This window comes from Panacibacter ginsenosidivorans (genome assembly GCF_007971225.1).
Taxonomy (GTDB): domain Bacteria; phylum Bacteroidota; class Bacteroidia; order Chitinophagales; family Chitinophagaceae; genus Panacibacter; species Panacibacter ginsenosidivorans.
Genome location: NZ_CP042435.1, coordinates 736,945 through 758,505 on the forward strand (window position 1 = coordinate 736,945; position 21,561 = coordinate 758,505).

General features: G+C 37.2%; 22 protein-coding genes. 14 read left to right on the forward strand and 8 right to left on the reverse strand.

Annotated features, from left to right (window positions below; all coding sequences use genetic code 11):
• Positions 1–185: 185 nt before the first annotated feature.
• Positions 186–2,240, forward strand: coding sequence for a potassium-transporting ATPase subunit KdpB (gene kdpB / locus FRZ67_RS03015; protein WP_147188125.1), 2,055 nt, complete (start codon positions 186–188; stop codon positions 2,238–2,240).
• Between the two features lie 42 nt (positions 2,241–2,282).
• Here kdpB and FRZ67_RS03020 read toward each other — a convergent pair whose 3' ends face one another.
• A complete protein-coding gene (locus tag FRZ67_RS03020; RefSeq protein WP_147188126.1) occupies positions 2,283–2,642 on the reverse strand; it encodes a four helix bundle protein in 360 nt (119 codons plus the stop codon).
• A 68-nt stretch (positions 2,643–2,710) separates the two neighbouring features.
• Between FRZ67_RS03020 and FRZ67_RS03025 the strand changes: the two genes are divergently transcribed.
• From FRZ67_RS03025 to FRZ67_RS03040, 4 genes are all read left to right on the forward strand, one after another.
• Positions 2,711–3,277: a K(+)-transporting ATPase subunit C gene (locus FRZ67_RS03025; protein WP_147188127.1), complete on the forward strand. Its 567-nt coding sequence runs from the start codon at positions 2,711–2,713 to the stop codon at positions 3,275–3,277.
• Positions 3,278–3,429: 152 nt separating this feature from the next.
• Positions 3,430–4,557: a sensor protein KdpD gene (locus tag FRZ67_RS03030; RefSeq protein WP_147188128.1), complete on the forward strand. Its 1,128-nt coding sequence runs from the start codon at positions 3,430–3,432 to the stop codon at positions 4,555–4,557.
• Between the two features lie 18 nt (positions 4,558–4,575).
• The gene (locus FRZ67_RS03035) at positions 4,576–6,312 is read left to right on the forward strand and encodes an ATP-binding protein (protein WP_147188129.1); all 1,737 of its coding nucleotides are present in this window, start codon (positions 4,576–4,578) and stop codon (positions 6,310–6,312) included.
• Between the two features lie 285 nt (positions 6,313–6,597).
• Positions 6,598–7,650: a 3-oxoacyl-ACP synthase III family protein gene (locus FRZ67_RS03040; RefSeq protein WP_147188130.1), complete on the forward strand. Its 1,053-nt coding sequence runs from the start codon at positions 6,598–6,600 to the stop codon at positions 7,648–7,650.
• An 86-nt stretch (positions 7,651–7,736) separates the two neighbouring features.
• Here the strand turns inward: FRZ67_RS03040 and FRZ67_RS03045 are convergent, their stop codons facing one another.
• Both FRZ67_RS03045 and FRZ67_RS03050 read right to left on the reverse strand, forming a co-directional pair.
• Positions 7,737–9,461: a T9SS type A sorting domain-containing protein gene (locus FRZ67_RS03045; protein ID WP_147188131.1), complete on the reverse strand. Its 1,725-nt coding sequence runs from the start codon at positions 9,459–9,461 to the stop codon at positions 7,737–7,739.
• Between the two features lie 222 nt (positions 9,462–9,683).
• Positions 9,684–9,986, reverse strand: coding sequence for a hypothetical protein (locus tag FRZ67_RS03050; protein ID WP_147188132.1), 303 nt, complete (start codon positions 9,984–9,986; stop codon positions 9,684–9,686).
• A 345-nt stretch (positions 9,987–10,331) separates the two neighbouring features.
• Between FRZ67_RS03050 and FRZ67_RS03055 the strand changes: the two genes are divergently transcribed.
• The 9 genes from FRZ67_RS03055 (at position 10,332) to FRZ67_RS03095 (ending at position 19,344) form a co-directional block, all read left to right on the forward strand.
• On the forward strand, positions 10,332–10,889 hold the full coding sequence (locus FRZ67_RS03055) for a carboxymuconolactone decarboxylase family protein (protein ID WP_147188133.1): 558 nt from the start codon (positions 10,332–10,334) through the stop codon (positions 10,887–10,889).
• 145 nt (positions 10,890–11,034) lie between these two features.
• Positions 11,035–11,448 (forward strand): nuclear transport factor 2 family protein, encoded by a 414-nt coding sequence (locus tag FRZ67_RS03060; protein WP_147188134.1) that lies wholly within the window; start codon positions 11,035–11,037, stop codon positions 11,446–11,448.
• Positions 11,449–11,455: 7 nt separating this feature from the next.
• On the forward strand, positions 11,456–11,656 hold the full coding sequence (locus FRZ67_RS03065; RefSeq protein WP_147188135.1) for a hypothetical protein: 201 nt from the start codon (positions 11,456–11,458) through the stop codon (positions 11,654–11,656).
• Between the two features lie 38 nt (positions 11,657–11,694).
• Positions 11,695–12,315 carry a pyridoxamine 5'-phosphate oxidase family protein gene (locus FRZ67_RS03070; protein ID WP_147188136.1) on the forward strand — a complete coding sequence of 207 codons (621 nt, stop codon included), beginning with the start codon at positions 11,695–11,697 and terminating at the stop codon, positions 12,313–12,315.
• Positions 12,312–13,568, forward strand: coding sequence for a beta-ketoacyl-ACP synthase II (gene fabF / locus FRZ67_RS03075; protein WP_147188137.1), 1,257 nt, complete (start codon positions 12,312–12,314; stop codon positions 13,566–13,568). The genes FRZ67_RS03070 and fabF overlap by 4 nt, the downstream gene beginning before the upstream one ends.
• A gap of 9 nt (positions 13,569–13,577) precedes the next feature.
• A complete protein-coding gene (locus tag FRZ67_RS03080) occupies positions 13,578–14,459 on the forward strand; it encodes a helix-turn-helix domain-containing protein (protein ID WP_147188138.1) in 882 nt (293 codons plus the stop codon).
• Between the two features lie 457 nt (positions 14,460–14,916).
• Positions 14,917–16,338 (forward strand): ATP-binding protein, encoded by a 1,422-nt coding sequence (locus FRZ67_RS03085; protein ID WP_147188139.1) that lies wholly within the window; start codon positions 14,917–14,919, stop codon positions 16,336–16,338.
• A 387-nt stretch (positions 16,339–16,725) separates the two neighbouring features.
• Positions 16,726–18,606 (forward strand): BamA/TamA family outer membrane protein, encoded by a 1,881-nt coding sequence (locus FRZ67_RS03090; RefSeq protein WP_225975490.1) that lies wholly within the window; start codon positions 16,726–16,728, stop codon positions 18,604–18,606.
• A gap of 165 nt (positions 18,607–18,771) precedes the next feature.
• Positions 18,772–19,344 carry a pentapeptide repeat-containing protein gene (locus FRZ67_RS03095; protein WP_147188140.1) on the forward strand — a complete coding sequence of 191 codons (573 nt, stop codon included), beginning with the start codon at positions 18,772–18,774 and terminating at the stop codon, positions 19,342–19,344.
• A gap of 145 nt (positions 19,345–19,489) precedes the next feature.
• Here the strand turns inward: FRZ67_RS03095 and FRZ67_RS03100 are convergent, their stop codons facing one another.
• From FRZ67_RS03100 to FRZ67_RS03115, 5 genes are all read right to left on the reverse strand, one after another.
• Complete coding sequence (locus tag FRZ67_RS03100) at positions 19,490–20,092, reverse strand: class I SAM-dependent methyltransferase (RefSeq protein ID WP_147188141.1); 603 nt, start codon at positions 20,090–20,092, stop codon at positions 19,490–19,492.
• Between the two features lie 120 nt (positions 20,093–20,212).
• A complete protein-coding gene (locus FRZ67_RS23325; RefSeq protein ID WP_158638289.1) occupies positions 20,213–20,386 on the reverse strand; it encodes a hypothetical protein in 174 nt (57 codons plus the stop codon).
• A 59-nt stretch (positions 20,387–20,445) separates the two neighbouring features.
• Entirely contained in the window at positions 20,446–20,676 is a 231-nt protein-coding gene (locus FRZ67_RS03105) for a hypothetical protein (RefSeq protein ID WP_147188142.1), read from the reverse strand.
• An 88-nt stretch (positions 20,677–20,764) separates the two neighbouring features.
• Positions 20,765–21,076 (reverse strand): hypothetical protein, encoded by a 312-nt coding sequence (locus tag FRZ67_RS03110; RefSeq protein WP_147188143.1) that lies wholly within the window; start codon positions 21,074–21,076, stop codon positions 20,765–20,767.
• Positions 21,077–21,118: 42 nt separating this feature from the next.
• Positions 21,119–21,388 carry a hypothetical protein gene (locus FRZ67_RS03115; protein WP_147188144.1) on the reverse strand — a complete coding sequence of 90 codons (270 nt, stop codon included), beginning with the start codon at positions 21,386–21,388 and terminating at the stop codon, positions 21,119–21,121.
• Between the last annotated feature and the right edge of the window lie 173 nt (positions 21,389–21,561).

Below are 21,561 nucleotides of genomic sequence, written 5' to 3' on the forward strand. Positions count from 1 at the left end.
TAACAATAGTATTTCATGGAATCGCCTGTTGCGTCGCACTCTTGTACATTCAGATCATTAATGAACAGAACGGTGAAGTGAGTGACACAACGGAAGATGATAAAAGATATACAGTTCGAAAACAAATTTCTAAAATATTATCAACTTATGAAGTCCTCCCTTTAGGGAGGATTTAGGAGGGCATCATGTCAAAGCATAAAAGAGAAAATAAATTATTCGAATCTTCTTTGGTAAAAGAAGCATTGAAACAATCATTTGTAAAACTAAATCCCAGGGTTTTGTTTCGTAACCCTGTAATGTTTACCGTAGAAATCGGGACAGTGATAATGCTTGCAGTATGCATTTGGATTGGATTTGGCGAAGCATCGCAAGGTTCATTAACCTACAACATTTTGATTACTGCAATACTTTTTGTGACGGTAGTTTTCGGAAATTTTGCAGAAGCCATTGCTGAAGCAAGAGGCAAAGCACAGGCAGATAGCTTACGCAAAACAAGAGAAGACACACCTGCAAAAAAAATATTTCCTGTTGGTGAAATGTTTGTTGGTGAAATGAAAATTATTCCATCATCGCAACTAAAAAAAGGAGACATATTTATTTGTGAAACCGGAGACATCATCCCAATGGATGGAGAAATTGTGGAAGGTATTGCCACTATAGATGAAAGCGCCATCACAGGAGAATCTGCACCGGTAATCCGTGAATCAGGTGGTGATAAAAGCTCTGTAACAGGCGGCACAAAAGTATTGAGCGATAAAATAAAAGTTCGTGTAACGACAGAAGCCGGTGAAAGTTTTCTGGATAAAATGATCGCGTTGGTTGAAGGCGCATCAAGACAAAAAACGCCGAATGAAATTGCACTGACAATTTTATTAGCAGCATTTACGCTCATCTTCATTATTGTATGCGTTACACTAAAACCATTTGGTGATTATGCAAACACACCAATAACTATTGCTGCATTTATTTCATTGTTTGTTTGTTTGATACCAACAACAATCGGTGGCTTGCTAAGTGCTATTGGCATTGCAGGTATGGACAGGGCTTTGCGTGCAAACGTAATAACCAAAAGCGGTAAAGCAGTTGAAACAGCGGGTGATCTTGATACATTGTTGCTTGATAAAACAGGAACAATAACCATTGGTAACCGAAAAGCAACAAATTTCTTTCCTTCGGCAGGTGTTGATGAAGCTGCATTTATTGAAGCATGTATTTTATCATCGCTTGCAGATGAAACACCCGAAGGAAAATCGATCATTGAATTAGCAGAAACAAAAGGTTTCAAAAAACCTTCCTTGCAAAAAGACAAAGTTCATTTTGTTGAATTCACTGCAGAAACAAGAAGCAGTGGTATTGATATGGAAGGAATACATATTCGCAAAGGCGCTTATGATTCTATTCGCAATAAGGTGGAACAGGCAGGAAATAAAGTGCCTGTTGAAACGATAGATCAAACAAAAGAAATTGCTGCGAATGGAGGAACACCTTTAGTTGTAAGTAATAACAATGTGGTAATGGGTGTAATAGAATTACAGGACATTATCAAACCCGGCATACAGGAACGTTTTGAACGTTTAAGAAAGATGGGCGTAAAAACGGTGATGGTTACAGGTGATAATCCATTAACCGCAAAATACATTGCAGCCAAAGCAGGTGTTGACGATTTTATTGCAGAAGCAAAACCTGAAGACAAAATGCAATACATCCGGAAGGAACAACAAGGTGGTAAACTTGTTGCCATGATGGGTGATGGAACCAACGATGCCCCTGCACTTGCACAAGCCGATGTTGGCGTTGCAATGAACAGTGGCACACAGGCTGCAAAAGAAGCAGGCAATATGGTTGACCTGGATAATGATCCAACAAAATTGATCGAGATTGTTGAAATAGGAAAACAATTACTGATGACAAGAGGAACGCTAACTACATTCAGCATTGCAAATGATGTGGCAAAATATTTTGCTATTGTACCTGCATTGTTCATAGCATCAATACCCGGTTTGCAGGCTTTGAATATTATGAACCTACATAGCCCTGAAAGCGCAATTCTTTCTGCCGTTATTTTCAACGCGATCATTATTCCTTTATTGATTCCACTTGCATTAAAAGGCGTTGCGTACAAACCCATTGGTGCAAGTGCTTTGCTCAGAAGAAACTTATTGATCTATGGTTTTGGTGGCGTAGTAGTGCCTTTTATTGGAATTAAATTAATTGATATGTTGGTGAGTATATGGTTTTAGGAGTGAGATGTAAGAAGTGAAATGTGAGATGCACGCAAAATTCTAAAATTCACTTTTATATCCAAGGCTTTTCATTAATCCATAAATTAATTTTCCAATGATATTCAGTCTATCTAATAATTCAGTTACTGTTTCTCCTTCAATAAATTTTAGGTCTTTTGAAAGAAGCAGTAATGTATCTAACTCAGAAACAGAGCCAAGAGCAATACTCAAAAAGCGTATAAACTCTTTAGTGGATTTGCGGCCTGCACCTTCGGCAATATTTGCAGGCAAAGAAACTGCAGCTCTTCGCAGTTGTGAAGTCAAACCAAATTTCTCATCAGCAGGAAAAGACAAAGTTGCTTTATATATTTCTTTGACAAAATCAAAACTGTATTTCCATACATCCAGATTTTTATACAGTTTATCTCACATATAATCTTTTTCTAAAATTAAAACATTTCACATCTTACTTCTAACATCTTACAATTATGAAACAAAATATTCTTCCCGCAATTAAACTTACAGTAGTCTGTATCATATTCTTTATGGGCATCTATCCTTTATTTATTTGGGGCATTGCGCAAGCTGCGCCTGGTAATGGTAAAGGAGAGACAATCCAGGTCAATGGCAAAGTAGTGGGCTATAAACTGATCGGTCAAAAGTTCACTGATGATAAATATTTTTGGAGTCGTCCTTCAGCAGTGGACTATAATGCGGCAGGATCCGGCGGCTCTAACAAAGGACCAACCAATCCTGATTATCTAAAGACAGTACAAGATAGAATTGATACATTTCTTGTACACAATCCAGGTATAAAGAAGGAAGAAATTCCATCAGAGCTTGTAACTGCAAGTGGTAGCGGGTTGGACCCAGACCTCTCTCCTGCTGCGGCTTACGTGCAGATCAAGCGGATTGCAAAAACGAGAAATATTTCTGAACAACAATTGAATGATCTTATTGCAAAAAATATTCAGCAACCTTTGCTTGGATTATTTGGAACAACGCATGTAAATGTTTTGCAGTTAAATATTCAATTGAATGAAATAAAACAATAATTTTTTGAATCAGGCTTTCGAATAACTATGGAACTGTTATTGCGTCGCACTCTTGTGCGTTCTAATCTTTGCTGAGCAAGGTATAAAGTGTACAAGAGTGCGACGCAAGTAAAGCTAAATAGCAGTAATGCAGTTAGGTCACAAAAAATAAAATGCCAGACGAAAAAGAAAATAACGTACAACACTTTCTTGACCTGATAAAAAAATCAAGAAGAGGAAAGTTTAAAATTTATATCGGCATGAGTGCCGGCGTAGGTAAAACTTTTCGTATGCTGCAGGAAGCACAAACCCTGTTGCGCAATGGTGTTGATGTGAAGATTGGCTACATTGAAACGCACAACAGAATAGAAACACATGCATTGCTTGATGGTTTGCCTGTAATTCCTCGCCGGAAACTCTTTTACAAGGGCAAAGAACTGGAAGAATTGGACGTACAGGCAGTAATAAATTTAAGACCGGAAGTTGTGATCGTTGATGAGCTTGCACACACCAATATTGAAGGAAGTAAAAATGAAAAACGCTGGCAGGATGTAATGGAAATTCTTGATGCGGGTATTAATGTAATCAGTGCGGTAAACATTCAACACATAGAAAGTTTAAACGAAGAAGTAAAAGATATTACTGGTATTGATGTGGCAGAACGCATACCAGACAGCGTTTTACAACAGGCAGATGAAGTAGTGAATATAGATCTTACTGCTGATGAATTAATAACAAGACTGAGGGAAGGAAAAATTTATGTACCTGACAAAATAGAAATAGCATTAAAGAATTTCTTTCAAAGTGAAAAAATTTTACAGCTTCGTGAATTGGCACTGAAAGAAGTAGCCAGCCAGGTTGAAAGAAAGATTGAAACAGAATTACCACGCAATACGCATTTAAAGCAGGAACGCTTTATGGCATGTATCAGCAGCAATTATGAGATCGCTAAGACGGTGATCCGCAAAACGGCCAGGCTTGCATCCTATTACAATGCAAAATGGTTTGTGCTGTATGTACAAACGTCAAAAGAAGATGGTGATAAAATTGGACTTGCTGCACAACGACATTTGATCAATAATTTCAAGCTTGCTACAGAATTGGGTGCTGAAGTAATAAAAACAAAGCAAAATAATATTGCCCGTGGAATTATTGAAAAAGCAGAAGAAAAAAATATTACTACCATTTGCATCGGCAAACCGCATCTTAACCTCTTCAATGTAATTTTGAGTACTGCAGTATTTAACCAACTATTGAATAAATTATCTGCTTCTGATATAGACATCGTTATTTTAAGTTAGCATCAAATATCAACTTACATGAAGCTAAAAACAAAACTCACACTCGGCATCGGGTTTCTTTTTATAGTGATACTCGTCTTTGGTGTTCTAAGCATCATATCTATAAATATTCTAAAGTCTGATTCAGCGCAGGTACTAAAGAACAATCATGAAACACTCATGTATTGTAATAATATTCTCAAAGCACTCGACGAAATAAAGTTTAATAGGGCTGCTATCGATAGCATTGAAGCAAATCTTTCGAGGCAGGAGAAAAATATTACAGAGCCGGGTGAAAAAGAAGCGACTGAACTGCTGAGAAAGAATTTTGAAGAGTTAAAAGCAAATCCAAATGACTCTTCGAACTATCCAGAAATGCGGCAAAGCCTGCAGTTTATTAACTATCTCAACCAGCAGGCCATCATGCGTAAGAATGAAATAGCAGAAACAACAGCTCAACATGCAACAACATGGCTTACGATCATCTTCTCTGTTCTTACGCTCATAGCATTTACATTGGTCGTCAATTTCCCATCTATTATTTCAAAACCTGTACGTGCACTGGCAGATGGTATAAGTGAAATTGCCAATAAAAATTACAAAGCAAGAATTCGCCTAAACCAAAAAGATGAGTTCGGTACACTTGCCAATGCATTCAATCAAATGGCAGAAAAATTACAGGAATATGATAACAGCAGTCTTGCAAAACTATTGATGGAAAAGAAACGCATTGAAACGCTTATCAACAATATGCATGATCCGGTGATCGGTCTTGATGAAAACAAAAGAATTCTTTTTGCTAACAATGAAGCATTAAAGATCACAGGATTGAAAGAACATGAAATACTCGGAAAACCTGTACAGGATATAGCCGTAGCTAATGATCTTGTTCGTTCATTGATAAAAGAAATGATCATTCCTGAAGAAAAAAACTTAACTGAAAAAATGCAGCCTTTAAAGATCTATGCAGATAATAAAGAAAGCTATTTTGAAAAAGAGATCGTACCCATTTCAATTACGCCAACAGGTGAAAATGAAAAAATAAATATTGGAAATGTAATTGTGCTAAGAAACATTACGCCTTTTAAAGAGCTTGATTTTGCAAAAACAAATTTCATAGCAACAGTTTCACATGAATTGAAGACCCCAATTGCATCTATCAAAATGAGTTTGCAATTATTGGATAATGAAACAACAGGTAACTTAAATAATGAACAACACGAATTACTTGATAGCATTAAAGATGATACTAACCGCTTATTAAAAATAACAGGAGAGTTGCTCAACATGACACAGGTTGAGAGCGGCAATATCCAACTTGCGTTGTTGCCTTCAGATGCAAAAGAAATGATGATGTATGCAGTAAATGCAAACAGAATGGCAGCAGAAAACAAACACATAAAATTCGATCTGACTTATGCAGAGAATCTTCCCCAGGTAATCGCAGACAGCGATAAAACAACCTGGGTATTGAACAACCTGCTTTCCAATGCCATCAGGCATTCCCGCGAAAATGAAACGATATACCTGCGAATCAATCTGCAAAACAGAAAAATTCTTTTTACTGTAAAAGATACAGGTCACGGCATTGCACAGGAGTATAAACAAAAAATTTTCGACCGCTATTTTCGCGTACCCGGCTCCCAGAAAGAAGGCACAGGTCTTGGGCTTGCCATCAGTAAAGAGTTCATTGAAGCGCAGGGTGGCACCATAACAGTTGAAAGTGAAATTGGCGTGGGCAGTACTTTCACAGTTACGCTTAATGCGGCTCAGTAATTTTTTCATGAACCAGGCTTTGTGCAAGCATTAAACTTTCGTTGCGTCGCACTCTTGTACATTTAGACCACGGTGCAGCATTTTGCATGCCCGTATTTAACTATTAAATTAGCAGCCAAAGGCTGATAGGCTTTCGAAAGCACAAGAGTGCGACGCAACAAAGCTTAATAGTAGTACAATAGATAGTTAACAAAAAAATACCGCCTATCCAAAATATTGCTGTCAAATAAGCCGTTGCATAACTTCATAAATATTTATTTGTTTGTGCACATGAAATAAAATGCTATGAAAAAATCACGGATTGCCGGTATGGGCATGTATGTACCCAAAAATGTAGTTACCAATGCAGACCTTATGAAACACATGGATACTACTGATGAATGGATACAGCAACGCACCGGTGTTAAAGAAAGACGCTATGCAGACCGCTTTGGAGAAACCACTACCACGATGGGTACTGCTGCTTCATTAATGGCTATAGCCGATGCAGGCATCACCAAAGAAGATGTTGACTTTATTATTTTCGCTACACTTTGTCCCGATTATTATTTTCCCGGTTGTGGTGTATTGCTGCAACGCGATCTTGGCCTTACAGGCCGTGGCGCATTAGATGTGCGCAATCAATGCAGCGGGTTTATTTATGCACTTAGTGTTGCAGACCAGTTTATAAGAACGGGCACCTATAAGAATATATTAGTAGTTGGTTCAGAGAAACATTCTTTTGGTCTTGATTTTTCTACACGTGGCAGAACAGTAAGTGTAATGTTTGGTGACGGAGCAGGCGCTGTAATACTACAGCCATCGGCAAATGAAAATGAAGGCATCCTGAGTGTACATCTGCACAGTGATGGTAACGGTGCAGAAGCGCTGGCACAATTCAGCCCCGGCACACACAGCAATCATTGGATGAAAACACCGGTAGCTGATTATGATGAACAGGATTGGTTTGGCAACCAGTACATCAGCCATAAAATGATAGACAATGCGCAGGTGTTTCCGCAGATGGATGGTAATGCAGTAATGAAACGTGCTATTAATTATTTGCCAGAAGTAATTAATGAAGGTCTTACCGCTAATGGTCTTGGTATTGAGGATATAAATATGCTAGTACTTAATCAGTCTAATGCAAGGATAGCAGAATTTGTGCAGCAAAAACTTGGTTTAACGGATGATGAGATCTATATCAATATTCAACGATATGGCAATACTACGGCAGCGTCAATACCCATTGCCATGTTTGAAGCAGTAAAGGATGGCAAACTAAAAAGGGGCGACCTGCTTTGTCTCGCTTCTTATGGAAGCGGCTATACATGGGCCAGTGCGATCATCAGGTTTTAATGCCTGTAGCTTCTATTACAGCATTAATGTAAAAAGCCGATGATTTCTGCATCAGCTTTTTACTACCCTCATTGTTGTTTAAAGTATTATTTTTTTACCATATTCTCCGTATAAGTTTTACCATCTTTACCCAACACTTTTATAAAATAAATTCCATTGGGTACTTCAGACACAGCAAGGTCTGTAGTAGCATTCTGCCATTGCTTAATAAGTTTACCGGATTGTGAAAATAACTGCGCAGAAATAATTTCAGTACCCTTCAATGTAAGGTGCATAAAGCTGCTTACAGGATTGGGATTTACAACAAGTAGTTTATTAGCACTGATATTTGCTGAAGCAACCGGTTCTGCATCGCTTGCAAACGCAGTGGTTACTGTAACCGGTGAGCAGTATACCTGCCATGTGCCATTCCTGTTATCCATCCACGTAGGATAAGCTTTTAAACCATTAGCCGCAACGCCAATATAATCCCCTGCATAACCAAGTGCAAAATTATTATTATCGATTGGCGCTGTAATATGAGGCACATCACTCACTTTTAAATTCACCCATTTGATACCATTCTGTGAGCCTGCGAGGTAGGTGTTGGTAGAGTATCCTGTTGCCTGGTCAAATGCATAATAAGTAACCCAAACTATACCCGTAGCATCGTCAACTGTTATCCATGGAAAAAATGCTTCTCTTGCGTTAGCAATACTTATCACTTTAGCGGCACTCCACGTAGTACCCTGGTTGTCTGAGAATCTTACTTTAATTACAGAATTTCCTGTAGCATTTTTTTCAGGGTATGTTATATAAATTCTTCCTTTTCTTATTGTTCTGCTTTTATCTACCGCCATAGAGGGAAAATCATTTACCCTTGTAAAATTATACCTGCTGCTTGTGTTATCAACTCTTATACCTGCATACGGAAATATAACACTGGCTGGTGTAAAGGTTACACCTCCATCAACAGATTTTGCAAAACCCATTCCATCTGCTTCGTATGGGGATACAACTGTTGTATGATCAGCCCAACATACATACACCTCTCCATTGGGGCCGGTTTGCACATTACAACCCTGTCCAAATCCAACTGCACCACTTCTTAACTGAATTTTTGATGAAAAGGTTACGCCCTTATCAACGCTTCGGTTAAAAGCAACCGCGCCATTACCCGAATTAAAGTCTGTCCATGTACAATAAAAATTATTTGCAAAAGGGCTTGATGCAGTATTATCCGAAGTGATCATTTCTTTATCAAAATTTATACTACTGTTTCCTTTTACACCTGCAGACCAGTTTACACCACCATCTGTTGATTTTTGAAACCAGTAACCAGCGGTACCAAAAGCACCGGCAGCAATCGTTGTAAGAAATGCTGTGCCATCTGCCGAAAATGCAACAGAGGGATCTCCATCAATCTTACCGGCCTGTATGTTTTGTAATGCATCAGCACCTGTCCATGTTGCGCCACCATCATGAGAAGAATAATATCCCTGGCTATAACTTAAAGGCCCAAGTAAAGTATTGGCGCTTGCAAGCAGGTTTAGTGGGTTGGTCTTATTAATGGCAATAATTACTTCTGCCTGCACATTCGAAGAAGGGAATATCCTTACGTCAACACCATCGGAAACAGAAGCCGCAGGCGCTGTATTGGCTTTTGTTTTAAGTGTTCCATTAAATGTTGCATTGTAAGCAGGAAGTTTTTGCCATGGTTTTAGCGATAGTCTTTTTTGAAGCGATACCGGGCTACTTACCTGTGTGTAAGCATAACTACAAATAAAGACTACCAATAGCAATAACAGTTTTTTGGTGTCAAATTTTTTCATAAAGATTTTTTTTAATTTAAAAATTAATGCGTAAATGTCTTGAGATAAAAATCCAGGAAGGGTCAGCAGTTGACTGTTAAGATATGTAAATAAATTAGTTGGCAGAAAAAATTTTGGAGCCTGGCTGAATTAACTGAAGCGGCTTTGGTTGCGTCGCACTCTTGTACATTTGTTTCATTGTGCGGCAAATATTTATTTCCTTTTTTTAGAAGCTACTGATCTTTATGACTCCGGCGTTAGAAACGCCTGTTCAAAACTAATTGCAAGCACCTCGAGGAATAGTTGCAGGTCTGTATCTGCAGGTAATTTATGCTGCAATACAAAAAAATAATCTGCTAAAAAATTCAGTTCCTCTATAGTATGCACCACGCAAACTGATCTTACTAAAAAAGGGTTGTGAAAATTCAGTGTGCCGTCGGCACACATTACAACGGTAGGAAACTCTGCCGCAGGTATACTTTCATCTGCAGTATACACATTAAAACTATAATACCTGTTATTGGTATTAAAATGTAAGATCATCATGTTCTTAAATTGAAGGCTTGGTACAGATTATATATTACAGTGCTGACGTAATGTATAAATATGCCGCAATTACGTTATTTTTTTTAATAATTAAAGTAGTATTTCTACTATTTTGATGTCATCATATTACTATTTGTTCAACTGCACTTGCACCACACTCTTTTACTTTCTTAATTCATAAAACCGGAAAACTGCCTATGGATTTAAACTAAGTTACAAATACTATTCACCTGAATGCTTTGCAGGAAAATTATCCATTTCATTGCGCTGTTTCTCCATTTTTAAAGGCTCTCTGTCGCAGCATTTTTGCAATGTCAATAATGACAAATAGAAAAAACATAAGTAATGAAAAAATTCACAGTACCGACAAAAGAACAAGTGACACCTGATAACCAGGTTATTTTTGACAATTTCAACAAAGCGTTGGGTTTTGTTCCAAACCTTTATGCAACCATCGCCTACTCAAATAATGGATTAGGCAGGTATCTTACTTTTCAAAATGCAAAAACCACATTAAGCAACAAAGAAAAGGAAGCAGTAAATCTTATTGTTAGCCAGGTTAATGGTTGCGTGTATTGCCAGAGTGCACACACGGTAATTGGTAAGATGAATGGCTTTACAGATGAACAAATAGTTGACATACGGAATGGTAATGCGGCAAACCCTAAACTGAATGCATTGGTTAAATTGGCTGCAGATATTACAAAGAACCGCGGCAGGGCTGAAACTATGTTAGTAGATGAATTCTTTGCACAAGGTTATACGAATGAAAATTTGGTTGACCTGATTCTGCAAATAAGTGATAAGACAGCCATGAATTATTTACATAATCTTACTCAAATACCTGTTGATTTTCCTTTGGCACCTTCATTAGAAACAGAGGCTACTCTCAATCTTAATTAGTGTATTAGTAATGCTCAAGTAAAGCCGGGTAATAATACCTGGCTTTACTTTTTTATGCCAGGGAAAATTATCCATCCCTTTGCGTTGTTCCTCCATTTGCGGCTTATTGTTTTAGCTGCAACTTTGTGGAACAAAATTAAATATCATGGAACGACGTCATCCCCTTCCGCCTTTTACGATGGAAACCGCTTTACAAAAAGTGCAAATGGCAGAAGATGCATGGAACACTAAAGACCCGGAGAAAGTTTGCCTTGCTTATACAGCAGATACTGAGTGGAGAAACAGAACAGAATTTATCAACGGAAGAGAGGCTGTAAAAGAGTTCTTAAAAAGGAAATGGGAAAAAGAACTGAATTACAAGCTCAGGAAAGAATTATGGGGCTTTAGAGAAAACAGGATGGCTGTGAGATTTGAATATGAATTTCACCATGCAGACGGGCAATGGTTTCGTGCATACGGAAATGAGCTTTGGGAGTTTGATGAGAATGGTTTGATGAGAAAAAGATATGCCAGTATTAACGACCTGCCGATTGAAGAAAAAGACAGAAAATTTAAATAAAAATTTTATGAAACCAGATTTGCAACAAACAGAAAATAAACCTGCAGCTGAACCGGTTATTATTGCAGACGAATGTGGCGATACGATGTGGGATGCAGTATTGCAACAGGAAGTAAAAGTATGTGATGTAAAAACGATCCCTAAAAATACCGCATCGTTGTTGAAAAGTATTGATGCAGCACAAGTGAGTGACACAACGAAAGCCTAATAGATAATCTACACTTCAGCCTATAAAAATAAATCACCATGGCAAAAAACTTTGGAACAATAGCGTTTACCGATTCCGTAAAAGCAATGCAGGAAAAACTTGGCAGCAGGGCAAGTTATGCAAGAATGGAAAGAGAAAAATACGTTGACGGGTTAACGAAAATCGAAATTGATTTTATTGTACAACGCGACAGTTTTTACATGGCGAGTATTGGTGAAAACAATTTTCCTTACATACAGCATCGTGGCGGCCCAAAAGGTTTTATAAAAGTACTTGATGAAAATCGAATTGGCTTTATAGATTTCAGGGGAAACATGCAATATATTTCTGTTGGAAATATAGCAACCAACAAAAATGTTGCATTGATCATGGTAGATTATCCTTCTAAAACCAGGTTGAAAATTCTTGCAAAGGCTGAAGTGGTAGAATTAAAAGATGATCCTTCATTATACGATGCGCTTGATCTTACGGAATATAAATTTAAACCAGAACGGATGATCGTTTTGCATATAGAAGCATACGACTGGAACTGTCAGCAACATATTACACCCCGCTATACTGTTGAGGATATTGAGGAAGCATTTATGGTGCAAAGAAACTATATTACAAAGCTGGAAGCAGAAGTGGCAGCGCTGAAACTTAAATTGAAAGGGTTATGACAAAAGACTTAAAAAGGGTGGTGATAACCGGCCTGGGTGCTATTACTCCATTGGGAAATTCAGTTGATGAATTCTGGATGAATGTCGTATCCGGAAAAAGTGGTGTGGGCATGATCACAAAATTCGATACAACAAATTTTAAAACAAAATTTGCAGCTGAAGTAAAAGGATTTAATGCCGGTGATTATTTCGAAAAAAATGAAGCTCGCAAGTATGATCTTTTTACACAATATGCTGTAGCTGCAGCAGATGAAGCAATAAAAAACGCAAACCTTGATTTTAATAAACTGAATAAAAATAAAATTGGTGTTATCTGGGGCTCCGGTAATGGTGGTATTCAAACGTTCCAGGACCAGTTGGAAGAGTTTTTTAGAGTCAATAAACATCCACGGTTCAATCCATATTTTATTCCAAAGATCATTGCAGATATTCCGTCGGGCGTTATCTCTATCCGGTATGGATTAAGGGGATTAAATTTTTCTACCATCTCCGCCTGTGCTTCATCCAACACTGCCATCATTGATGCATTTAATTATATACGGCTAGGTAAAGCAGATATAGTTATAGCCGGCGGTTCAGAAGCGCCGATCAATGAAAGTGGGGTTGGTGGTTTTAGTGCATCCAAAGCTTTATCAACATATAATGAAGACCCACAAATTGCGTCAAGGCCCTTTGATGTAAAGAGAGATGGCTTTGTTGTAGGAGAAGGTGCCGGAGCAATGGTTGTTGAAAGCCTAGAAAGTGCATTGGCACGTGGTGCAAATATATTGGCGGAAGTTGCGGGCGGCGGCATGGCTGCTGATGCATACCATTTAACAGGTACACATCCGGACGGTGAGGGTGCGTATCTCGGCATGCTGGATGCATTGGAAGATGCAGCAATTGAAGCAACAAAAATTGATTACATCAATGCACACGCAACTTCAACAATGATTGGCGATGAAAGCGAACTAAAAGCCATTGCAAGAGTGTTTGGAGAGCATACTAATATCAATGTGAGTGCTACAAAATCAATGACGGGTCATTTGCTTGGTGCAGCCGGTGCTATTGAAGCGATCATTACTACAAAAGCAATTCAAAACAATATCGTTCCACCAACCATTAATACGAACGAAGTGGAGCCGGAATGGAAAGGCAAATTTAATTTTACTTTGAGCAAAGCACAGGCCAAAGAAATAAATTATGCCATGAGCAATACTTTTGGTTTTGGCGGGCATATTGCCACAACAATTTTTAAAAAATATAAAGTGTAAATTCATCCCATGCTTAACCAGTCAACATTTACTTTGGTAAATCCTCAGAATGGTAACCTGGCTTTTAAATACCTGGAATTTGAAGACAATAGTTTTTTTGATCATATACAACGCAATAATTATTTTTCGCTTATCTGGGTTACATCCGGCAATGGAAAATTAAAAGCAGATTTTGCTGATTATGATTTTGATGCCGATAGCCTGTTTGCTTTTTCACCTTACCAGCCATATATGTTTGCAACAGGTAATCCAATAAAAGGCATTGCCATTTATTTTCATCCTGAGTTTTTCTGCATTTACAAACACCATAAAGAAGTATCTGCTAACGGTATTCTGTACAACAACATTTACCAACCACCTTTTGTAACTGTGGATGAAAGTTCAACAGCAACTTTTAAAATGCTTTGCGATCAAATTAAAACAGAAATGCAAAATCCTGCTTTGGCGCAATACGAGTTATTAATTTCCTATCTCAAAATATTTTTAATAACAGCAGCCCGTTTAAAAACGCAACAACAACCTGCAGCCGCAGCTTCGGCAAAAGATGACAAGCAACCATTTATTCTGCAGAAGCTAAAAGATGCAATTGAAGCAAATTTTAAAACCAAACATTCTCCCGCCGAATATGCAGAGCTGCTGTATATTTCGCCAAAAGCATTGGCAAAAGTCACCAAATCATATTTTAATAAAACGCTTAGCAGCCTTATCAATGAACGCATCATCATAGAAGCAAAACGGGAACTTTACCTTACCAATAAAACAGTAAAAGAAATTGCATGGGAACTTGGCTATGAAGATGAATATTATTTCAGTCGCTTCTTTAAAGTAAATGCAGATGTTTCTCCGCAATTATACAGGGAGACTGTGGGCTTTGCCAGATCAATGGCCTAGTAATTGAAAATAAAAAGGTACTTCTTTCAGCATAACCTCTTTGCTGGTGCTGTTTTTTATACGGCATACCATAAATAATTAAAATTTTTGAACCGGGCTTTACAACTTTGCGAAGCTTTCGTTGCGTCGCACTCTTGTGCATTATAGCTTTATGCAACAATGCACTTTAATTTCCGAAATCTGATTGCTGTATTAACAAAAGGACGTACAAGTGTGCGACGCAAGGAACGATGCCACTGCGTACCAATGCCGGTAATCAAAAAGGCTCTCACAATTTTGGCACGGTTTATAATGTTTTAAAATTGTGTAGTGCAAACATAAAAATATTATCTTTATTTAGCACCGTTTATTGCTGATCTGTTTATACCCCTCTGTAATTTATTGTTAACAAAAAGAAGCATTTTATAGAATTGATGCTATGCAAATATTAAGGTAAAATAAAAACGTGCATTTTTCTATGGTTGTTGAAACGCTTACACCGGAATATTATTCAAAGTTTGATATTAGTAACAGGAGTATGGCTGTAAAGATTGCTGCAACTGTTTCATTAATAGCTGTAGCTAACCTTATAAAATTTACACTTTATGATTATATTGGTGCAGGCACTCCTTTTTTAATATACTTTGGCTTTATAATGCTTTGCGGACGTTTTATTGGTTTTTGGTATGGTATAGCATGTATGTTGCTCTGCGGTGTAATTGCCAGTATATTCTTTATGGTTCCCTTTGAGAATTTTACTATTGCATCTGTAGTAAAACTGCTTATTTATAGTATTGAAGGGGGCTTCATTACTTATTTTACCGATGGCATCAGGAAAACGATCAATGCTGCAAGGCTTGCCAACAGTAATTTTAAAATGCTCATCAGTAAAAGCCAGGATGGATTGGCGCGTTTATCTAAGGAAGGAAAAATACTTTATATCAGTCCTTCTATTGAAACCATTACAGGATTTACACAGGATGGATTGGCATCTCAGGGTTTTGATATTTTTCCTGAAGAAACAGACAGGCAGGAAGTGGCAGCAAATTTCCTGAAAATAATAAATGAACCCGGGCAGAGCGTAACATTCATACACCGGTACAAAAATAAAGACATGGAAAGAAGGTGGATGGAAACCATTTTTACGAACCATCTTGATATAAAAGGCCTACATGCAATAATTGCAAACTTCAGGGATGTTACAGAAAGAGTGGAAGCTGAAACAAGAAAAAAAGACTTCATGGGAATTGCAGCCCATGAGGTAAAGAACCCGATGACCGTAGTAAAACTTAATGCAGACCTGCAACAAATTGCATTGGAAAATAGCAACTATCAGCTGGCAAAAAAATTCAATATTGTTATACTTGAAAATACAAAGAAGGTCTTTCACCTTTTGGAAGAATTAATGAATTTTTCCGGATTTGAATCTGCATTGCTTGACCTTCATTTTGCCAGATTTAATTTACGCATGGCAATAGAAAGTGCTATTGTTACTTTTAGCGCCAGCTATAAAAATGAGGTGCTTGTAAAAGGCGATACTTCGATTGTTATGTATGCTGACAGATATAGAATAGAGCAGGTGCTGATTAACCTGCTTTCAAATGCAGCAAAGTATTCGCCGGGAGGAAGCATTATTACGATCAGCAGTTGTGAAACAGATAATGAGATTACAGTTTCTGTGTCTGATAAAGGAATAGGCATTCCTGAAAAAGAAATAGCATTGTTATTTAATAAATTTCATCGTGTGCGCAATACGCATAATAAAACAAAAGGATATGGCTTAGGTTTGTATATATGTGCTGAAATAGTAAAGGCGCATAAAGGAAAAATTGGCGTAAATAGTAAAGAAGGTGATGGTGCTGTATTTTGGTTTTCGCTGCCGGTGCCTTCAAAAAGTTAAGCCCGGAAATAACTAAACTCAGATAAGCGTAACATGCTAAAAGAAACAACAGGTTATCTTAATAAATTCCTGTTTCGGAGAAAAAAGACCCTGAACAAATCATGAAAAGCGGAACCATTACAAAATATATATCTTTTGCAAAAGGAAGACCATGCGCTTTAAATGCCGGGAAAATAATGCAGTGCTGCATTCCTTTTGTATGTAAAACTTTCCATCCCTGTTTTTAGTATGGTGCGTATCTTACACACTTATGTGTTGCATAAAGCTCAGCGGTAAAAGTGTGCGACGCAAGGAACGATGCCATGTAACCATATGTTGGGAACCAAAATAATAATAATACAATTTTGGCTTCGCAATTGCATAATGTTTCAGGAACTTTATATAGCAATGAAACAAAGATCATTTCAGGTACCTTATTTATGTAACCATTTTAAAAGTGGTTATGTTTTTTTGCTGATGCTCCTTCTACCCTGTTTTACATATTGCCAGGAAAAAGAAAAAACTGAAGACAGCACTGAGAAAAAAAATTCTAATATTCTGCGGCTTGCCATTAATGCTGTAACACATACCACGCCTGATTCTGCAAAAGAAAGTACCGTACTAAATGCAAAAAGTGAGTTGCAATTTCTGCCCTATAAAGGGAAGATAATCAGGCATATTTTTATACAGACCTATGGTTTTGAAAGAAATTTTGCCGATACTTCAAAACCTATAGATTATTATGGCACACGTTTATTAAACAGGCTGCATAAGGATACACGGGAATGGGTTGTACGCAATAATCTTTTTATAAAAGAAGCAACGGAGGTCGATCCATATTATATGGCCGATAATGAAAGGCACCTGCGCTCTCTGGATTATATACAGGATGCACGAATTATAGTTAAACCAATTACCGGCAATAAAGATTCAGTTGATATATACGTTATAACCAAAGATCTCTTTAGTTTAACCGGTGAACTAAATGATCTGAGCACCACTAAATTTAAATGCAAAGTAGCAGATGCAAACGTTGCGGGCATGGGTCAGCGTGTACAACTAACAACATTGTGGGAAAAAGACAGAACACCCGGTTTTGGTTATGAATTGCTATACAGCAAAAATAATATTGCCAACACTTTTGTCAATGCTACTGCTGTATACAGCACCATAAAGCCAGATCTTACTTATGGCATGGAAGCAGAAAAAGCCTGGCTTATAAGTTTTGAAAGGCCTTTATTTTCTCAATACTCGCATATGGCAGGTGCTGTTACTGTAAGCCATAATCAATCTGAGAACAGGTACACCAAACCGGATAGTGTGTATTATAACTATCACTATAACTCTTATGATGCGTGGCTTGGTTATAACCTTGGCATAAAAACTTTTCCTAAGAATAAAGCATATAAGAATCGCTTCTTTTTAAGTACCAGGTATTTTAATTATCGTTTTCAGGAACGCCCATTGCAGATCACTACTCCCTTTGATTTTCGCTACGATAACAGGAAAGCCATACTTGCACAGTTTACTTTCTTCAGGCAGAATTTTTATAAAACCAATTACATCTTTGGTTTTGGCACCACAGAAGATATTCCTTACGGTTACAATATTTCGTTTACCACAGGCTGGTATAAACAGAATTATATGTCCAGGCCTTATTTGGGTATAGATGCCAATAAATATATTGCTAACGACAGAGGGTTTTTTATACAGTATTTCCTACGCACAGGCGGCTTTCTAAACCGTGGGCAAATACAGGATGCAGCCGCTCTTGCAGGGGGCAGTTTGTTTAGCCCCTTGTTTATTTACAGGAATATAAAAATAAGGCAGTATATAAGGCTTAGTTATACCAAAGAATTTAACCGTGTTGGTCTCGATCCTTTAAAAATAAATAACTCCTTTGGCCTGCGCTATTTTGGTTCCGATTCGGCTATTGGCGATCAGCGTATCAGTTTTCATTCAGAAACTTTTTTCTTTCTTAACTATAAATTATTCGGTTTCAAGTTTGCGCCTTTTGCATTTGCCGATGTAACAGCGCTTACACCCGAAAAAGAAAATTTTGCAAAAACTGGTTTTTATTATGGTCTTGGCGGCGGAGTACGTATACGCAATGAAAACCTTGTGTTCAATACCATCGAATTTCGCTGTGCTTATTTTCCGCGAAAGATAAATGAGGAGGCATTTAAAATAACTATTGCCGCTAACATCCGTTTCAGGTACAGCAGCAACTATGTAAAAGCACCTGATATTATTCAACTGAATAATGATGATATAAATAATATTTTTTAAAACTATTTTGTACCCGGCAGGTGAATAAATATTTAGCTTTCGTTGCGTCGCACTCTTGTACTGCATCAGGCATATCCACTCATTCGGCGGTGGCGTGTGTCACACGCATCGCATATTCTCTCACTATCCTATCTTTATTATTTCCTGTAAAGAACATATCAAACAATGGAAGCAGTAATAACCGATCAAATTTTCGACAAAATAAATTTTAAAGAAAAATCTTTTCAAAAAGGCGAGTATGAAAATTGCAGCTTTAATAACTGCGATCTTTCTGAGACAGATCTTGCTGAAGTAATATTTATAGATTGTATTTTTTCCGGATGTAATCTTAGCCTGGCTAAACTACACCAAACTGTTTTTCGCGATGTTCGTTTCAAAGACTGCAAAATGCTTGGCCTTCGGTTTGATGATTGCAATACATATGGATTATCATTCAGTTTTGAAAACTGTACACTAAATCATTCTTCATTCTATCAAACAAAAATTAAGAAAACTGTTTTTATCAATTCCCAATTACAGGAAGCAGATTTTACTGCATGCGATCTTTCCGGGGCAGTACTAACCAATTGCAATTTTAGAGATGCGAAATTTGAAAACAGCATACTGGAGAAAGCAGACCTTAGAACATCTTACAACTATTCCATAGACCCTGAAATGAATAAAATAAAAAAGGCGAAGTTCTCTTTAACTGCTGTAACAGGCTTGCTGGATAAATATGATATTATAATTGAAAACTAATGTTGTCTTCAATTTTAAAATGAGCTTACTTTAAGACGTTTGGAATGATGAATAGAGCACAAACCGTACAAGTGAGTGACACAACGAAAGCTAAATAGCAGCATAACTGTCTGCCTGAAAAACAAAGCAGCTATTCAATTTATTTTTATGACTTTATCAATACAAGTGTAGTCATACAGCGTATGTCCCGGACGTTGGTGGTCTTAACCGGTTCTGCAAGTGTTATGGGAAAAGTATTTAAAAGTTCTTCTATCAATGTTCTGGTTAAGAGGAAACGGTCTGTGCCATCAGGTAGTGAAAACCTTCCGTTCCCAAGTGGCAATATCCTGTTTTCAATACCAATATCTGAAGCCGTTCTGGTGAAGAGGCTTCCCCCCGGTTTTAATACACGGATTAGTTCTGAGAACATTTGCAGAAAATCTTCTTTACTATTTGCAAAATGAAGTACTGTGCTGCAGATAATATGATCGAAAAAGGCATTGGTAAAAGGCAATGACTGAACCGTGGCACAACTTACATGGTCTTTTTTAAGAGATGGATATAACTGTAACAGGCGATTGATGGCATCCTGTTCCGCATCTATTGCATATACATCAAAGTTTGGCTGTACAATAAACCAGGAAAGGTTTCTGCCACCACCACAGCCTGCATCTAATAATTTTCCACCCCCATTGTATCTGCCTTTTAAGATCTGGTCTATAAGGTATATGTCTGTATTAAGAATGTTGTTTAACGCTCCTGTTGGCATTGTGTAATTTACAACAATCGAACAAGGCTATCATGAAAAGTTTTTATGATAGTAGAATCATAAAAGCAATGTGTAAGTTTTTAAGGCAGTGATTAGAAAACAGAGGATTTTACGACCGTATTATTGATCAGAAAATATTTCTTCATTATGCACTATGGCTTCGCTAAATTCCATTTCCATTTCCTCCACCCATGAAGGAAGTGTTGCTTTTTCTATTGCCCATACACAGTCTTCTTTTTTATGCATTGTAAATTGCTGATCGCAGCCATTGTTATTAAAATTGATATAATACAAGGGGTTTTGATTAATACAGTAAGGCCTTCGGAATTTGAAAACAACGCCATTAAACATTTTTAAAAATCCTTTTGAATAATGGCGGGATACTCATCGGTTTTCTTAAGCTTACGAAAAAGTTCTTTGCCGTCATAAGTTAGCGTAGCGCCTGTAACCTCTCCATTTGTGGTTGTTAGCTTTATGAGATTAAATTTTTCAAGATCCTGGTATAACTGAGCCGTTATGTTTGCCAAACCAAACTGCCCTATTAAAATGATGGAATCATTTTTTTGTTTTGTTGTATAACTCATAAACTATTTTTTAAGTACAAATTTTTGACAACAGGTGTTCGGCATTGAAAAGAGCAAGCATACAAGTATTTAACAGACAGAGCAGAAATTAAGCCACGATGAGTTGGTTAGTTGCCACGAGAAATTTTAATAGATTAATATCCAAAAGTGTTTCCTGTTCAGTATTAACAACATATATAGCATACATGTTGCAGGTCTTTTGCATATGTTTTAATGCTGCTTCATTATTCATTAAATTTTCTTTCATCATTATGCACACCTTATTAAAGAGACCATAAGGTGTTACTATTACGTCTGTTATTTTCAGGTCTTTATTTTGAATATCAACAATATTAACAGACATACCTGTTACAAGTTCTTTATATTTATTTCTAAGCGCAAATACTTCACTGTAATTCATACTTTTGTTTGTAAGAGATTATGTTTACAGAACTCCTGCTTTTTACAGATTGTATTTATTTTCATACTCATCTACGATCTTCTCCACGTAAAAAATAACCTGCTTAGAGACTTCCGGGGCTATTACTTCAGGAGATAACCATTTGTTTGTTTGAATATTTTTAAAAAGTGAAAAAGGAAGGTAGCCTTTAAGATCTATATCGTATTTGTACAGTGCAATTGAGTTTCCTGTTTCTTTGTTTATTGCATTTGCCTTTACCTCTGTTCTGTTTGCCGGGCCAATAAACTCGCCCCAGTGAATATTTATTTGCATAACAACGAATATAACTTTAATAAAACGGGGTTTCTAATTTAAACGGGTACATTAACAAAACAATGTAGGCGCATTAAAAAGGAAACACTTTAAAAAAATCAGTATAGGTTATTAATGTCTGCCTTGGGCCTGAATGACCTACGAAGAAACAAAAGTATACAGGGCTTTTGCCC

Coding starts and splice junctions, on each gene's coding strand:
- FRZ67_RS03050 (WP_147188132.1), bottom strand. CDS start 9,986: ATGATGATCTTACATTTTAATACCAATAACAGGTATTATAGTTTTAAT.
- FRZ67_RS03030 (WP_147188128.1), top strand. CDS start 3,430: ATGCCAGACGAAAAAGAAAATAACGTACAACACTTTCTTGACCTGATA.
- FRZ67_RS03085 (WP_147188139.1), top strand. CDS start 14,917: ATGGTTGTTGAAACGCTTACACCGGAATATTATTCAAAGTTTGATATT.
- FRZ67_RS03040 (WP_147188130.1), top strand. CDS start 6,598: ATGAAAAAATCACGGATTGCCGGTATGGGCATGTATGTACCCAAAAAT.
- fabF (WP_147188137.1), top strand. CDS start 12,312: ATGACAAAAGACTTAAAAAGGGTGGTGATAACCGGCCTGGGTGCTATT.
- FRZ67_RS03055 (WP_147188133.1), top strand. CDS start 10,332: ATGAAAAAATTCACAGTACCGACAAAAGAACAAGTGACACCTGATAAC.
- FRZ67_RS03100 (WP_147188141.1), bottom strand. CDS start 20,092: ATGCCAACAGGAGCGTTAAACAACATTCTTAATACAGACATATACCTT.
- FRZ67_RS03095 (WP_147188140.1), top strand. CDS start 18,772: ATGGAAGCAGTAATAACCGATCAAATTTTCGACAAAATAAATTTTAAA.
- kdpB (WP_147188125.1), top strand. CDS start 186: ATGTCAAAGCATAAAAGAGAAAATAAATTATTCGAATCTTCTTTGGTA.
- FRZ67_RS03090 (WP_225975490.1), top strand. CDS start 16,726: ATGAAACAAAGATCATTTCAGGTACCTTATTTATGTAACCATTTTAAA.
- FRZ67_RS03060 (WP_147188134.1), top strand. CDS start 11,035: ATGGAACGACGTCATCCCCTTCCGCCTTTTACGATGGAAACCGCTTTA.
- FRZ67_RS03065 (WP_147188135.1), top strand. CDS start 11,456: ATGAAACCAGATTTGCAACAAACAGAAAATAAACCTGCAGCTGAACCG.
- FRZ67_RS03110 (WP_147188143.1), bottom strand. CDS start 21,076: ATGAATTACAGTGAAGTATTTGCGCTTAGAAATAAATATAAAGAACTT.
- FRZ67_RS03045 (WP_147188131.1), bottom strand. CDS start 9,461: ATGAAAAAATTTGACACCAAAAAACTGTTATTGCTATTGGTAGTCTTT.
- FRZ67_RS03025 (WP_147188127.1), top strand. CDS start 2,711: ATGAAACAAAATATTCTTCCCGCAATTAAACTTACAGTAGTCTGTATC.
- FRZ67_RS03105 (WP_147188142.1), bottom strand. CDS start 20,676: ATGAGTTATACAACAAAACAAAAAAATGATTCCATCATTTTAATAGGG.
- FRZ67_RS03035 (WP_147188129.1), top strand. CDS start 4,576: ATGAAGCTAAAAACAAAACTCACACTCGGCATCGGGTTTCTTTTTATA.
- FRZ67_RS03115 (WP_147188144.1), bottom strand. CDS start 21,388: ATGCAAATAAATATTCACTGGGGCGAGTTTATTGGCCCGGCAAACAGA.
- FRZ67_RS03070 (WP_147188136.1), top strand. CDS start 11,695: ATGGCAAAAAACTTTGGAACAATAGCGTTTACCGATTCCGTAAAAGCA.
- FRZ67_RS03080 (WP_147188138.1), top strand. CDS start 13,578: ATGCTTAACCAGTCAACATTTACTTTGGTAAATCCTCAGAATGGTAAC.